This is a genomic window from Flavobacterium olei (assembly GCF_039749035.1).
Classification (GTDB): Bacteria; Bacteroidota; Bacteroidia; order Flavobacteriales; family Flavobacteriaceae; genus Flavobacterium; species Flavobacterium olei.
The window spans coordinates 610,561-626,003 of sequence record NZ_JBDKWC010000001.1 but is presented as its reverse complement, the minus strand read 5'-3'; the positions used below and the strand labels follow the sequence as shown (position 1 = coordinate 626,003).

11 protein-coding genes are annotated in these 15,443 nt (G+C 35.2%); 9 read left to right on the top strand and 2 right to left on the bottom strand.

All coding sequences use genetic code 11. The annotated features are described in order from the left end of the window. Positions 1 to 19 precede the first annotated feature (19 nt). The gene (locus ABEB31_RS02640) at positions 20 to 5,299 is read right to left on the bottom strand and encodes an amino acid adenylation domain-containing protein (protein ID WP_347049788.1); all 5,280 of its coding nucleotides are present in this window, start codon (positions 5,297 to 5,299) and stop codon (positions 20 to 22) included. A gap of 913 nt (positions 5,300 to 6,212) precedes the next feature. Between ABEB31_RS02640 and ABEB31_RS02635 the strand changes: the two genes are divergently transcribed. From ABEB31_RS02635 to ABEB31_RS02615, 5 genes are all read left to right on the top strand, one after another. After that, on the top strand, positions 6,213 to 6,701 hold the full coding sequence (locus ABEB31_RS02635) for a T9SS type A sorting domain-containing protein (RefSeq protein WP_347049787.1): 489 nt from the start codon (positions 6,213 to 6,215) through the stop codon (positions 6,699 to 6,701). 13 nt (positions 6,702 to 6,714) lie between these two features. Next, positions 6,715 to 7,443, top strand: a complete 729-nt coding sequence (locus ABEB31_RS02630) for a hypothetical protein (RefSeq protein WP_347049786.1) — start codon at positions 6,715 to 6,717, stop codon at positions 7,441 to 7,443. After that, the gene (locus ABEB31_RS02625; protein ID WP_347049785.1) at positions 7,440 to 9,629 is read left to right on the top strand and encodes a hypothetical protein; all 2,190 of its coding nucleotides are present in this window, start codon (positions 7,440 to 7,442) and stop codon (positions 9,627 to 9,629) included. The genes ABEB31_RS02630 and ABEB31_RS02625 overlap by 4 nt, the downstream gene beginning before the upstream one ends. A 500-nt stretch (positions 9,630 to 10,129) precedes the next feature. After that, positions 10,130 to 10,360, top strand: coding sequence for a helix-turn-helix transcriptional regulator (locus ABEB31_RS02620; RefSeq protein ID WP_347049784.1), 231 nt, complete (start codon positions 10,130 to 10,132; stop codon positions 10,358 to 10,360). A gap of 75 nt (positions 10,361 to 10,435) precedes the next feature. After that, positions 10,436 to 10,639: a helix-turn-helix domain-containing protein gene (locus ABEB31_RS02615; RefSeq protein WP_347049783.1), complete on the top strand. Its 204-nt coding sequence runs from the start codon at positions 10,436 to 10,438 to the stop codon at positions 10,637 to 10,639. Positions 10,640 to 10,725: 86 nt separating this feature from the next. Here ABEB31_RS02615 and ABEB31_RS02610 read toward each other — a convergent pair whose 3' ends face one another. Further along, positions 10,726 to 11,193 (bottom strand): UpxY family transcription antiterminator, encoded by a 468-nt coding sequence (locus ABEB31_RS02610; protein WP_347049782.1) that lies wholly within the window; start codon positions 11,191 to 11,193, stop codon positions 10,726 to 10,728. A gap of 618 nt (positions 11,194 to 11,811) precedes the next feature. On the opposite strand from ABEB31_RS02610, the gene ABEB31_RS02605 reads away from it, so the two are divergent. The 4 genes from ABEB31_RS02605 to gmd all read left to right on the top strand — a co-directional run bounded on the left by ABEB31_RS02605 (position 11,812) and on the right by gmd (position 15,411). After that, the gene (locus tag ABEB31_RS02605) at positions 11,812 to 12,246 is read left to right on the top strand and encodes an adenylyltransferase/cytidyltransferase family protein (RefSeq protein WP_347049781.1); all 435 of its coding nucleotides are present in this window, start codon (positions 11,812 to 11,814) and stop codon (positions 12,244 to 12,246) included. Beyond that, positions 12,236 to 13,237 carry a mannose-1-phosphate guanylyltransferase gene (locus ABEB31_RS02600; RefSeq protein ID WP_347049780.1) on the top strand — a complete coding sequence of 334 codons (1,002 nt, stop codon included), beginning with the start codon at positions 12,236 to 12,238 and terminating at the stop codon, positions 13,235 to 13,237. The genes ABEB31_RS02605 and ABEB31_RS02600 overlap by 11 nt, the downstream gene beginning before the upstream one ends. Positions 13,238 to 13,252: 15 nt before the next feature. Then, positions 13,253 to 14,206 (top strand): GDP-L-fucose synthase family protein, encoded by a 954-nt coding sequence (locus tag ABEB31_RS02595; RefSeq protein WP_430408219.1) that lies wholly within the window; start codon positions 13,253 to 13,255, stop codon positions 14,204 to 14,206. 80 nt (positions 14,207 to 14,286) lie between these two features. Continuing rightward, positions 14,287 to 15,411 carry a GDP-mannose 4,6-dehydratase gene (gene gmd / locus ABEB31_RS02590; RefSeq protein ID WP_347049779.1) on the top strand — a complete coding sequence of 375 codons (1,125 nt, stop codon included), beginning with the start codon at positions 14,287 to 14,289 and terminating at the stop codon, positions 15,409 to 15,411. The last annotated feature ends 32 nt before the right edge of the window (positions 15,412 to 15,443 follow it).

The following is a 15,443-nucleotide window of genomic DNA, read 5'->3' as shown; positions in this document are numbered from 1 at the left end:
TTTTAAAATATTATTTTTATTATAATTTGATCTTTATAAAATTTCCTTTCCTGACAGGATCATCGATAAACCAGACAGGATTTCCATACTCATCCCTTCCCAGTTTACTGCCTTGAACAGGAGGTTCATTTGCTCTTATAGTATATTTTTTTTCTGAATTTTGATTTTGACTCTTAACAATGTCTACAATATTCTCTTTTTTAGAAATACCATTGGTTCTGAGAATTCCGTTCGGTTCGGCTTTAATTTCATTCATACTGATTTTAACTGAATCGGGAATTTGTAATTCCAAAGGAATAATAGAACTATTTCTATGGGCAGATAAACTTTTCAAATCTTCTAACTGATCCACTTTCTGACTTAATTGCTGTATCTGTTTTTTAAGCTGTTCTAAAGAAACCGCATTATTTTCGATAGTTGTTTTATTTGAAATGATAATCGGAGCAGGACTTTCAGTTTCTTTTGCGAAAACAACTTCCTCAGGAAGATTAAGTTCTATATACTCTGCCAGAAGAGATGGTGTAGCATACGATTCGTTAAGTTGTCTGAAAGTAATAGGTAAATTAAATTCTTTCTTTAATTTCCCCGACAACTGAGTAAGTGATAAGGAATCCAAGCCTAATTCCAGAAAGGTATTATCTGACGCAGCTGAGTCGTAAACAATTCCTGATGCATTTTTTATAATCTCAGCAATTTGAGAAATGATCTTATCTTTTCTCAAGTGGTTTTTTGATTCCGATTTAGTTTCTGCAATTCCTAAATCTACAGTAGCTTGAGAGGCGTATGTTTTTTGAACGTGCATGTTTTCGGTAGTTGCCAAAGGTTCTATCCAGCAAAGTTTGCGATCAAAAACATAACCTGGCAATTCGACCTTTTGTCTTTGCTGCTCTTTGTAAAATGCTTTCCAGTCCGGATTTAAACCCTTCATCCACAATTCGCCTAAAGTGGTTAATAATGTTTTGTACTCATTTTCCTGATCTTCCCGCGGAGGTGTTATACTCGCAAATGCAGGAATGATTTTTCCGGCAGCCTGCTGGCGTGCGAGAGTTATTAAGGTTTGTCCGGGCCCCACTTCCAATAGTACAAAATCATCCATTTCAAATGCTGTGTTCATGGCGTCTGCAAAACGAACTGTATTTTTTAACTGATTTATCCAGTATTCCGGATCTGTGGCTTCGGTATCTTTAAGCCAGGTTCCCGATGCAGTCGAAATAATTGGGAGTCTGGGTATACTTAATTTTACATTTTCTAAAGTCTTTTTAAAATCTTCGAGAATCGGTTCCATCATATAAGAATGGAAGGCGTGACTTGTATTGAGTAATTTGTTCGGAATATCTTTCGCGTCAAGCACCTGATTGAAAAGGGAGATATCCTCTTTTTTCCCCGCAACAACACAAAACTGATTAGAATTAATGGCTGCAATTGAAAGTGTTTGAGGAATTAACTCTTTAAGCTGATCCACCGATACACGAACAATAAGCATTGATCCACCCGGTAACTGACTGATTAATTTTCCTCTGACGGCCACGATGTGTAAAGCGTCCTTCAAAGACAAAATTCCCGCCAAATGTGCCGCTGCAAATTCACCAATGCTGTGACCACATAGAAAGGTTGGTTTTATTCCCCAGCTTTGCCACAATTGAGACAATGCATATTCTGTTACAAACAAAGAAGGCTGTGTTAAACGCGTGTTTCTAAGAAGTTCCTCGGCATCTGCAGAATTGTCTTTTGGATAAAGAATGCTGCGAATGTCTAGTTCCAGATCGTCCATCAGTAATTCGGCACATTGATCTACGGCATCACGGTACACTTTTTCGTTATCGTAAAGTGTTTTTCCCATTTGTATATATTGTGATCCCTGTCCTGGAAAAAGGAATCCGATTTCTTGGGGAATACTTTTTAAGGTAGAAGATTTTATGTTTTTAGTTTTTAATGAAATCAATTTTTCAGCAGCATCCTCATTTGAGTCCGCTATTAAAAAACTTCTTTCGTTAAAGTCCTCTCGTGTAACATTCAGTGAGTAAGTAATATCAGCCCAAGCAACATTTTTAGATCTATCGATAAAATGGCCCAAAGCATTTTCATAACCCAGCAAACTGTTCTTACTTTTTGCTGACCAGGTTAATAATTGCAATGGTTTTGTGTTTAACGATTCTTTATTTTTTGGTGCTTCATATTCTTCAACAATAACATGAACGTTGGTACTTCCTATGCCAAAAGAACTTATTCCGGCTCTTCGTTTACCTTCTGCTTTCCAGTCAATTAATTTGTTGTTGATATAGAAAGGACTATTATCAAAATCGATATTTGGATTGGGCTTGTCAAAATTAATCATTGGCGGAATCTGCTTGTGCTGCATCGCCAATAGTGTTTTAATCAAACCCGCCACACCGGCTGCAGCAGTAGTATGGCCCATATTACTTTTTATAGAGCCTAATGCGCAATAATTGTATTTTTCCTGTTTGCCATAAGCAATTTTAAGTCCTTCAATTTCAATGGGGTCGCCAATAGGAGTGGCGGTTCCGTGTGCTTCCATATACGTAATTGTCGAAGGCGATATTTGCGCATCATTAAAGGCATTTATTATGGCTCCTGCCTGACCTTTAGCACTTGGTGCCATAAAACTTCCTTTGTCACCCCCGTCGTTATTTACACCGACACCTTTTATTATACCGTAAATAATATCACCATCTTTTTCGGCTTCTTCTAATTTTTTAAGTACAACAACTCCCGCGCCATCACTAAAAACAGTACCCTTTCCGGATGCATCAAAAGAACGGGTAGATCCATCGGGACTTTTAATGAATCCATCATCATAAAGATGCCCGCTGTTTATGGGTGCTGTTACACTCGATCCTCCTGCAAGAGCCACATCGCACATACCGGTTCGTATTGCTTTTACAGCTTCGGCTACAGCCAATAAAGAAGTAGAACAGGCAGAATGAACACTAACTGATGGCCCTTTTAAATTTAAATGATACGAAGTGCGCGGTGCAATAAAATCTTTTCCGTTGACGGTGTAGATTTGTAAATCGCCAACAGCACTTTTTAGCTCGTTGTTTGGGAAAATATTATTTTCATAATACGAGTTAATTTCGCTTCCCGAATAAACTCCGATGCTTCCTTTATAATGTTTGGGAAGATGTCCGGATTGCTCCAGAGCTTCGTACGAAATTTCTAAAAAGATCCTGATCTGAGGATCCATTGCAGCTGCCAACTGCGGATTTAATCCAAAGAAATTGGCATCGAATTCTTTGGCCGATGACAAAATTCCTCTTGCTCCAATATACAATGGGTCTTTTCTAAGACTTTCGGGTAAACTCGGATCTAATTCTTCCTTGGAAAATAAGGAAATAGTTTCTTTACCGTCCCGTAAATTTTCCCATAATTCCCCGATGGTGTCAGAACCGGGAAATCTTCCTGCCATACCGATTATGGCAATATCCGAAGGAGTTCGATTTTCATTGGTTGGTTTCAATTCAAAAGGATTTTCCGGAATTTTATTTTCTTCTAAAACCGAAGCAAGATCTTTTATCGTAGGGTGAATATAAATTTTTGAAACCGGTATTTCCAGAGACAAACGCTGTTTTAGCAGTGTTGTGACTTTTTGTGCCAATACAGAGCTTCCTCCCAAATCGAAAAAATTATCCTCTGTTCCTATATCGGTTATTTTCAGTTGCTGACTCCAGATTGCTGCAATATCTTTTTCTAATTGTGTAACTGGTTTTTTGAAAAGAGGAGCAGATTCGGGTCTGTTATTTTTTGGAAGAGGTAAATTTTTCTTGTCAATTTTTCCATTTGGTGTAATTGGAAATTCATCTACCCAAATGTATTTTGACGGAATCGATATTTCGGGTAAAACTTTTGAAAGTGTTTCTGAAATTTCCTCTTCATCTTGTTGCTGTTCAGATTTTAAATAGGCTACAAGTTTATCCTCATTTCCAAAATGCCTGCTAAGAATAACCGCAGATTGTTTGATTCCGGAAATGGTGTTTAGAGTTGCTTCAATTTCGCCGAGTTCAATACGATGGCCCCGCAATTTTACCTGATGGTCAATACGTCCTAAGCATTGCAATTCTCCATTTGGAAGCAGCTTTCCTAAATCTCCGGTGCGATAAAGAATGGAATCGGGTATTGTAGAAAGCGGGCTTGCAATAAATTTTTCCGCTGTTAATTCAGGACGTTTCCAGTAACCTTCTGCGACTCCGTCTCCGCCAATTACGATTTCACCAATTTCTCCTTGCTCTACAATTTGTAATTTTTCATCCAGCATATATATCTGGGTGTTGGCAATAGGAAATCCAATCGTAATGAATTTATCTTCGGCTGTAATTTGTTTTACAGCAGACCAAATTGTCGTTTCTGTGGGACCGTACATATTCCAAAGAGAATCACATCTTAACAGTAATTCTTTTGCAAGGTTTAAAGGCAGGGCTTCGCCTCCGCAGAGTGCTTTTAAAGCAAGTGGACTGTTCCAGCCCGAATCTAATAGTAACTGCCAGGTTGTGGGAGTTGCCTGCAGTATAGTGATTTCTTTTTTTTGTAAAAGATTAAATAAAAGCTGACCGTCGCGTGTAGTTTCATAATCGGCTAAAACTACTGCAGCGCCTTTTATTAAAGGAAGAAATAGTTCCAGACCTGCAATATCAAACGAGATGGTGGTGATTGATAATAATTTGTCTTTCGCGTTTAAGCCTGGCTCAGCTGCCATACTAAAAAGAAAATTGACTAAATTTTTATGCGTAACAGTGACACCTTTGGGTTTTCCTGTCGAACCTGAAGTATATATTATATAAGCAACAGCTTTCGGAGTGACCGAATTACCTGCAGATGTATCGGGATATTGGACTAGTGAAACTAAGACATCTTCAATTAATATTGTTTTTAAATTTTTTGGTAATGACTCTGAAAGTGTTTTTGTGGTAAGAAGAAAACTCGCCTGTGAATCCTCAAGCATGAACTCTAACCGTTCAGCAGGAAATTTTGGATCTAAGGGTAAATAGGCTGCCCCGCATTGTATAATGGCCAGAAGTGAAACAATTAAATCAGGATTTCGATCCATTGCGACAGCGACAAACTGTCCGGGAGATAATCCCTGCCCAACAAAATAATTTGCGGTTTGATTCACTTTTTTTGACAGTTCCTGATATGAAATTTTCAGGTCTCTAAATTCTATTGCTGTGGCAGTAGGCGATACTGACGCTTGTTTTGAAAAAAGCTCATGTACCGGATTATCAGGATACGCCATGAAGTTTCCTTTGACTTCTTTCTCTGAATTATTGTTTTTTGGTCTTTTCATTTTAAGGGTATTAAAATTAAAGAGGAGCAAAATAGGATGATAGTATCAGTGCTTTCCACAAGAAAAATATTAGATATTTGTCTTACAGTTTTTTAGTGAGGTATTTCGTCGTCGCATTTATTGTGTTTTCTGTTGAAAAAAATAAAAGGATATAAGAAATGGATTGGTTATTGGCTTTTATTTTGGCTCGGTCTTAAATACTTTTTATTGCTTATTCTTTAATAAGTCGATCAAAAAAAGGAAAAATATTTCACTAAATCTCGCATATTCTGTATAAAGCTATTATTCTCGATTAAAAGCATATTTTAAATAATTGTGAGCCTGTTTTAATTTATTTATTGAATTGTAAAGACTAATTTTTAGTGTTTTTTATTTTAGAGTATTATATGTATTCAAATCCATTCATACAGATCAGTTTTGTAGGATTTCAAATTTGGATCATTGAATGATATAAAAAAGCGATTTTTAAATATTTGTAAATCAACTAAATAGAAATTTTTTGTGATTATTTTTATTTAGGCACCTCATAATTATTAAATTGAGATAATATCAGGCGTTGTATTGAATATTAAATAAAAACAACTATCAGATATAATTTTAAAAATAAATAGTCGTTATTTTTGTACATCTTCCTACTAAGATTTTAAAGCCCCTTATTATTACAGTCCTACTTTCAAATCTGTAATAATTTTAGTCAAGTTAAAATAAAAGCACCGCTCCATTCTACTTTTTTAACTTTTTCAATGTAAGTAAATAGTCATTAAAATACTACATTTTATACCGATAATCGGATATAATATTTATTATATCGATTATTTTTTGAAATTAAATAATTTTGCAGTATAAAAATTAACGTAAGAATAAATCAACTGTGAAGTATCTAAAAACGAGAAACATATACCTGCTGCTAATTATGATGTTATGGATTCCTTTTAAAGGAATTAGTCAAAGTACTCCCGCCAATACAGATTTAATGGAGACAATTGTAACATCTGGAAATAGTGCAAGTGGAAGCTCGGGAACAGTTACTTATTCTATTGGTCAGGTATTTTATACTTACATCGGAGAAGAACCTGTTTTTAGTGTTGCCCAAGGTATTCAGCATCAGGAAAAAAGTGGTAATCTCGATATTCCCGAAGTTGATGAGCCTGCTAAAGCACAAATGTTTGTCTACCCCAATCCAACCACAGATTTTGTTACTATTAGTATGAACAGCCTGGAGTCTGAAGATGGTCAGCGCTCGTACAGACTTTACGATATTCAAGCCAGATTACTAAGGCAAAACACTATTAATCAGGAGGAAACACAGGTTAGTTTAAATAATCTTAGTCCGTCAATATATATACTTGTAGTATATGTAAACAATAAAATCCTGAAATCATTTAAGATAATTAAAAATTAAAACTAAAAATATAATGAAACTCGCACATATCCTCTTATTATTATTTGTGACGGTGACGTTTAAGGTATCTGCACAATCACCTGAAAAAATGAGTTATCAGGCAATTATTCGCGCTCAGGACAACAGTCTCGTTGTCAATTCCAGAATTAGCGTTAAAGTAATTGTGCATCAAAGTACCTCAACAGGAACAATTGTGTATCAGGAAACGCACTCTCCTACTACAAATAGTAATGGACTTGTTTCTCTTGAAATTGGAACCGGAACGATCGTTACCGGTGATTTTAGTAAAATTGGCTGGGATAAAGGACCTTATTATATAGAAACACAGGTAGATGTAAAAGGGGGGTCTTCATACAATATTGTGGGAGTTACCCAACTTTTAAGTGTGCCTTATGCATTGTATGCGAAAACTGCAGGCGGAACCTCAAGTACGCCTTTTCGTTCTGCAATTGTTCCCTTTACAACATCACGAAACATTGCAACAGGAGATGTAAATAATACATTAGAATGTACAACATCGTCTACTCTTACCTTAACATCAGACTTTTCAGCTATGGCAGTCGGCGAGACTATTAATTTAGAAGCTCACAACGGAGCTGTACTTTCCATTCAGAGCGCATCTGGTGTGACTCTGAACTATACAGCAGGAGGAGCTGGAAAATTTACAAGTACTACAGGAAATGTCAGATTTGGATTTCTTAGAAAAACAGGTGCAAACTCCTATATTATATCCGGACAATGAAAAAGCTAATTTACTTTTTACTGCTGTCTACAACGGTTTTTTCGCAAAATTATCAATATGCAATTGATGAAGTGCCTGCGAGAACTCCCGAAAATCCGATAGTTAATAATCAACAGGAGGAGAATAATTATTTTACTTCCTATTTGTTACCAGTTACGCAAAAAGCAACTATACAGCAGGCTTTAGATCAATATGGTTCAGTAAGATTAGAGAAAGGAGATTATTCCGGGGTGAATATAGTCATGAAAACTAATCAACGATTGTACGGACATCCTACCTTGACGAAAGTATCCAATATAACAATAGCTGCAGGCAGTAGTAATGTGCGTTTGGAACAATTGTCGTTTGTTGACAGAACACTGTCTTTTGAGGCAGGTGCAGTAATATCCAATTGTATTTTTAAAACTTTAAAATATGTTTACATCAGTGCAGTTGGCGCAAAATTGGAAAATAATGAATTAATAGATATCGGCGGACAAATAAAACTCGATTGCAGTACCTCTGGGTATTTCAGAAATAATAAAATAATTAAGCATCAGGCTCAATCCATTTCCAATCAACTCATTATGAAAGGTAATAGTCTGACACCAAGTTATGGAAATGTGAATTTACATTCTAATTATTTAACCCCTGTGGGAGATGCAACAGATATTGACGGATTACAATCGGCAACTTTTGTTGGTGTGGACAGCGAGGGATGGAATCTGAACGGACAAGGTTCTAAAGCAATGTTTACTGCTAAAAATATAGGTGATCTGAAAATAACCGATTTTGGGGGCGGAAATTCATACTCTGCTGTTAAAACAGGATCTTATGATATCGATGCACAAAATTTATTTTTTCTGAATAAATATCTGAAAACGACAAGTGATGTTATCTCTCCCAGAACTAATATGTTTTTAATAGACGGCGAGGGTGGATATAACAGAGGAAGCGGCGCCGTAACAGGATTTGATTTACTGGGTAATCTTGATCATAGTAATTCTGTTAAGTACAATAGTATAGAGCAGACTGCTGTCATCACTAATTCATCTGTGCTGGCAAACCTGAGTAGTGTCATTCTGGGTACAAAATATACGCCTTGGGCAAGGCCAAATTGGGAGACTTTGCCAGATCCTTTAGGCCCAAACTGGAAGACAACCAGAACGGGAAAAACAGATCAAAGTGCATATATCCAGGGTTTAATTGATTCTAAAGGAATTGCAGAATTACCCGAAGGTATATTTTACATCGGATCAACCCTAAAAATTCATCTTGATGGTAATCATGGGATATTAGGTAAGGGAACCGGAAAAACGGTTATTGTTGGTTTGACAGATGATTTTCCTTTACTGACACTTGATACAGGAACAGATAGTAATTTTACTTTAGCATATTTAACCTTACAAGGCGGAAGTGTTGGTCTTTATGCAGCTAAAAAGAATAATGTAGGAATTGGTCAGATTGCATATCAAAACCTGAGATTTGTTAACTTCAGAGATCAGGCAATAGGGATTCAGCTGTATCAGATTATGGGACTTGATAATAATTTTTTCGAGTATTTGGGATTTATTAATTGTGGAAAAGGATTTTCTCAGGAGCCTTTATTGCCCTATTCCGGAGATTATAATACGTCGAGTTATGTTGATAAAACCATGTATTACAAATCTCAGTTTATAAACTGCAGTACCGCAATCTCCATGCCCGCAACCAGACCAGATAATTTAAATGCATGGGTGGATTGTAAATTTGACACAGGCTCAGTAGCGCTTAGTATGGGTGGTCAAAATTATCCGGTTATTGCAAATTGTGATTTTAGTAATTACAAAGGAGCAAATGTAATTAGCAGTAATTCTATTTCTATTTATAGTTCGAAATTTTATAATAATAACCCGTCATCTTCGGTAGTAAATTCCATGGTGACTTACATTGAAGGCAGTAATTTTTTAGATTCCGCTAATATGTTTTCACCTGTAATGTACAACTCGACATATCATTATATTCTAAATTCTACTATTGCAGGGAATGTAATTGTAACTAAGCCTTCAAATTTATATTATGATTCATCGGCTATTTATGTAAATTCGACATTATCTGCCAATCCCACATTAAGTAAACTGCTTGTAAATGTAAAAGTCGGTGTGCCAACTGTAGTAATAAATTCTACCCCTAATCCATATCCGCGGTTATTGGTCACACAACAGTAAAATTTACAACAGTGTATTATAAAAAAAGAGCTTCCGAGTATTTGATCGGAAGCTCTTTTTTATTTTATATGTAGTTTTCTTCAAAACAAACTGTGGCAGATTTTCCGGATTTTCTTCTTCTTCTTTAAAACTTTTAAAAATTTATAAAACAAGTAAGATTACGAACTTTTGGTGCTTATAAATTAATTTTTTTACGGTTTCCAGCACCTTTCAGATGCCTTAAAACATAACATCGTGTATTTTATCGGATTTTAAAATCCGTTGAACAGATTTATTATTATAAACTCAAAACATTATATATTTTTGATCGAAAATTAAAATGAATGCTAAATAAAAACAACTATTTAGCTTTAAACTTTATTAATAATTGAAAGGTTATTGTTAAAAACTGATTTTTTTTGCATAATAGGAATATAACGCTATTTTATTTTGAAGAAAAATTTTAATGATGGTAACAACAGTAACTTTTGACTAAGAATTATTTATACTTTTTATTTTTTATGAAATATAGTGTATACGAAAATATTAGAAAGATAAGAGAATTAAAAAATTTCACCAGAGAATATGTTGCCGCAGAATTAAATATGAGTACCAGTGGTTATGGCAAAATTGAAAGAGGTGATGTTGATTTAACCGTTTCTAAATTAATAGAAATATCAAAAGTTTTAGAGGTTTCGATTGAGTTCATATTTAAATTCGATGTTTCGATCTTTTTTAGTGAAACCAGATAACTAATTTTTTTTACAGATTGATTATTAGATTAACCAAATTAACGATTACAAAAAATTGTATTAAAAGACTAAGTCATGGAAAATTACTACTTAAAAATTAAAGAGTATCGTTTACAGAACAATCATACTCCGGAATATGTAGCTATTCAAATGGAGATGAGCGTAAAAAAATACGAAAAAATTGAGCTTGGAATGATTGACCTCAAACTCTCAAAATTAGATCAGTTGGTTAAAATCCTGGGTATTAAAAAGAGCCAGATTTTTCAATTGGAAAACTGATAATTCAGGAGCTTATAATTTCATTCTTTAAAAAAGGAAATTACCAGTGAAGCGTAGAACTTCTCTCAAGGCTCTTTCTTTATTTATTATTTATGTTTTACTTTTAAGACATATCCCAAAGATTCTAAAATCAACACATAATGGGTTTTTGTAATATCTTTTACAACAGCATTCTGATTACAGAAAGCACCCGAATTTAAATGTATTTTATCGCCAATTTGATATTGCATAACCGAGATCTCCGAAGATGTATCTCCGCCATCCAGCCATTCTCTTATCGTTTCTATTTCTCTGTCTTTAACAATAGCATGTCTTCCAAGCCAAAACAAAAAGCGGACAACTCCGGGCGAATTAAATACCATATTTCTGTCTTTTTCTGCTAATTGTACAAAAATGTAATGATTAAATAACGGCACTTCGACCCTTATTTTTCTGTCTGATCTTTGTTGAACTTTTTTGATAACAGGACAATAACAGTTGATATTAAATTTGGTTAACTGCTCTGCAACTCTTTTTTCCCACTTTGGTTTTGTGTAAACTACATACCATTTCATAAGGCTTCAATTGTATTTATTTTTTGTAAATAGATGTGCTTAAATATTAATCTTTTTATATCTGTTATTTTATTTCGAAATTTTCTAAAAAAAATACTCTCTAATTTATTTCATATACTACAAAATTGGGTCAGATTCTTTCATGATCAAACCTTCAATCGATGTATTACTGATGTGTAGAAAAGCACGATTAAAAATCAGGTTATGTAACTTTAAACCAGGTAGTAAATTTAATTCCACACTTAAAAAAAGGCGAAAGTGTTTTATACTAAAATTTCCTTATTTAGGACATTTAGCAACAAAAATGAAATTCTGTATTAGTTCTATTATTATAATTTTATCTTAATTATTGAGAGGGATAAATTGACTTTATGGCGCTGATTTGAATGCTTTATTATAAAAAGTTTTGCTCATGTATCGCAATTAATTTTCCTGGTTTCCCAAGTTTTTACACCATTTTATTTTTCTTTTTTGAGTAGTTATAATGTAACTATTCACGGGGAACCCTTTTTTAAATTTTAGTAAAAAGAGCTCAAACCCTAATAAAATGGTTGACTACCGTTTCTGAAAATCATACCACATTAACAAACATATTTTTTAATTTAAAACAGTAAGCAGATGAGAACCGGAATTACATTTAGTGCTTTTGATTTGTTACATGCAGGGCACGTTAAAATGCTTGAAGAAGCAAAACAACATTGTGATTATTTAATTGTTGGTCTACAGACGGATCCGACGTTAGATCGCCCAACAAAGAATAAACCGACCCAGACTGTAGTAGAACGCTACATACAGTTAAAGGCCTGCAAGTTTGTGGATGAAGTTGTTCCATATTCGACGGAACAGGACTTAGAAGATGTTTTAAAATCCTTTGCTATAGACATCCGTATTTTAGGAGATGAATATAAGGAGAGAGATTTTACAGGAAGAAAGTACTGCGAAGAAAAAGGAATTGAGCTTTATTTTAATACACGTGATCATCGTTTTTCGAGTACTAACCTGCGTAATGAAGTTTATCAAAGAGAAGTTTTAGTGCATTCTAATGGGAATTAATACCATTACTCACGTCGTTTTAACCGGAGGAGTGGGCAGCAGACTTTGGCCTCTTTCCAGGAAAACACTTCCAAAGCAATATTTAGAACTTTTTGACGGAGAGTCACTCTTTGAAAAAACAGTTGCACGAAATCTGACTATATCCAATAAAACGATAGTTGTTGGAAATATAGAAAATTACAAAATGAGTAATGCAATTATGTCAAAATTCGACAGGCCATTTACTCCAATTATAGAAGCAGTTCCCCGCAATACAGCTGCTGCAATTGCATTTGCAGCGTTTGCATCAGCACCTGAAGATATTTTATTGATTACTCCTTCAGATCATATTATAGAGGGAATTAAGTCCTATAATAATGCACTGGAGCAGGCATTCTCATTAGCCAGTCAGGATTATCTGGTGACTTTCGGTATAAAGCCAAGCAAGCCGGAAACCGGATACGGCTATATCGAGTTTGAAAATGAGAATGTAATTGCATTTCACGAAAAACCTGATTATGAAACAGCAAAACGCTACTTAAACAACGGAAACTATTTCTGGAACAGCGGACTTTTTTGTTTCAAAGCAGGAAAGTTTTTAGATGAACTGGAAAAGCAGGAACCAGAAGTTTACCAAAAATCTAAAATTGCCTGGGAAGCCAATACGAATGGTTTTTTAGATTATGAATTGTCATTAGAAATTCCATCAATCAGTATTGATTATGCAGTGATGGAACGCAGCAGCGACATTAAGGTAGTTCCGGCTCATTTTGAATGGTCAGATTTAGGTTCTTTTGAATCGGTCTACGATTATCTGGTTTACAAAGGTCACCCAATTGATGTCAATAGAAATATTGTAATAGGTACTTCACTGCACACGACTTTTATTGGGGTTAAGAATTGCATTCTTATTTACACTGCCGATGCCTTGATGGTTTTGCAAAAGGAAAATTCTCAGGAAGTAAAACAAATCTACCAACAGTTAGAATCGATTGCTTCGCCATTATTATAATAAAATAAGCTTAAAATGATTGATAAAAAATCTGTAATCTATATTGCCGGACACAAAGGAATGGTGGGAAGCGCCATTTGGCGAAATCTAACTGCAAAAGGCTATCGAAATCTGATAGGTGTTACAAGTAAAGAACTGGATTTAAGAGATCAGAATGCAGTTCGGGATTTTATACAAAAATCAAAACCAGATGTAATTATAGATGCTGCCGCAAAGGTTGGCGGGATTTTAGCCAATAATGATTTTCCCTATCAATTTTTGATGGAAAACATGCAGATTCAGAATAATCTGATTAGTGAAGCCCACAGTCTGGATGTTGAAAAATTTATCTTTCTGGGCAGTTCCTGTATCTATCCAAAATTAGCGCCACAACCACTTAGAGAAGATTATTTACTCACCGCTTCTTTAGAGAAAACAAACGAATGGTATGCTTTGGCAAAAATTACCGGCGTAAAATTATGCGAAGCTGTCCGCAAACAGTTTGATAAAGATTTTGTGAGTTTAATGCCAACTAACCTATATGGTATTAATGACAATTTTGATTTAAATAGTTCTCATGTTCTGCCCGCTATGATTAGAAAATTTCATGAAGCGAAAGAAAGTAATAATACTCCGGTTACACTTTGGGGAACCGGCACACCAATGCGAGAATTCTTATTTGTCGAAGATATGGCAGAAGCAGTAGTGTTCGCATTAGAAAATAAATTACCGGAGCATTTATACAATATAGGAACAGGTGAAGATCTGACCATTAAAGACTTGGCCTCAGCTATACAAAAAATTGTCGGACACACCGGAGAAATACTTTGGGATGAAAGCAAACCCGACGGTACACCCCGAAAATTAATGGATGTTTCAAAAATGCACGCCATCGGATGGAAACATCAGACAGACTTAGAACAAGGAATCCAAAAAACATATGACTGGTTCCTTAAAAATATCGAAACGCTGAAAGAAAAGCATTACTAGATTTTTAGATTCAGCACGCTCAAACCACTTATCAATTTGCAACATTGCAGCAGAACGCCTCTGTGCCATACAATTATATTATGAATCCAATACAAAAAACAGCTTTTATAACAGGAGTAACAGGGCAGGACGGAGCCTATTTAAGTGAATTTTTACTGGAAAAAGGTTATATCGTTCACGGTTTAAAAAGACGTACTTCTTTATTTAATACAGATCGGATAGATCATTTATATCAGGATCCGCATGTAAATGACAGGAATTTCATTCTGCATTATGGTGATATGAGCGACAGCACTAATTTGACGCGACTGATTAAGGAAATTCAGCCTGATGAGATTTATAATTTGGCGGCGATGAGTCATGTTGCGGTGTCGTTTGAAACTCCTGAATATACGGGTAATGTTGATGGTTTGGGAACCTTAAGAATTCTGGATGCTGTTCGTTTACTGGGACTGGAAAATAAGACCAGAATTTATCAGGCATCCACTTCAGAATTGTATGGTAAGGTACAGGAAGTTCCCCAAACAGAAACCACTCCTTTTTATCCGAGATCGCCTTACGCAGTAGCCAAAATGTATGCTTTCTGGATTACGGTAAATTACAGGGAAGCCTATGGAATGTATGCCTGTAATGGTATTTTATTTAATCATGAGTCACCAATTCGTGGCGAAACTTTTGTGACCCGTAAAATCACAAGAGCAACTTCCAGAATAGCTTTAGGCTTACAGGATAAATTATATTTAGGAAATCTGGATGCACAGCGTGACTGGGGACATGCCAAAGATTACGTTCGTATGATGTGGATGATCCTTCAGGCAGACCAGGCAGAAGACTGGGTTATTGCGACAGGAAAAACGACTCCGGTTCGTGAATTCGTACGAATGAGTTTTGCAGAAGTGGGTATTGAATTAGAATTTAAAGGAAAAGGAGTAGAAGAAAAAGGTTTTGTGGCATCCTGTAGCAATCCCGATTATCAGCTTCCTGTTGGTACGGAAGTATTAGCTGTAGATCCCCATTATTTTCGACCTACAGAAGTAGATTTATTAATTGGAGATCCAACAAAAGCGCAAACCAAACTAGGCTGGCAGTGCGAATATGAACTTTCTGAATTGGTGCAGGAAATGATGCAGTGTGACTTAAAATTAATGAGAAAAGAGCAGCTTCTTCAGGAATCGGGCTTTACCATCTTTAATTATTATGAATAATAAATTACCAAATTAATTAATAAAGTACACTT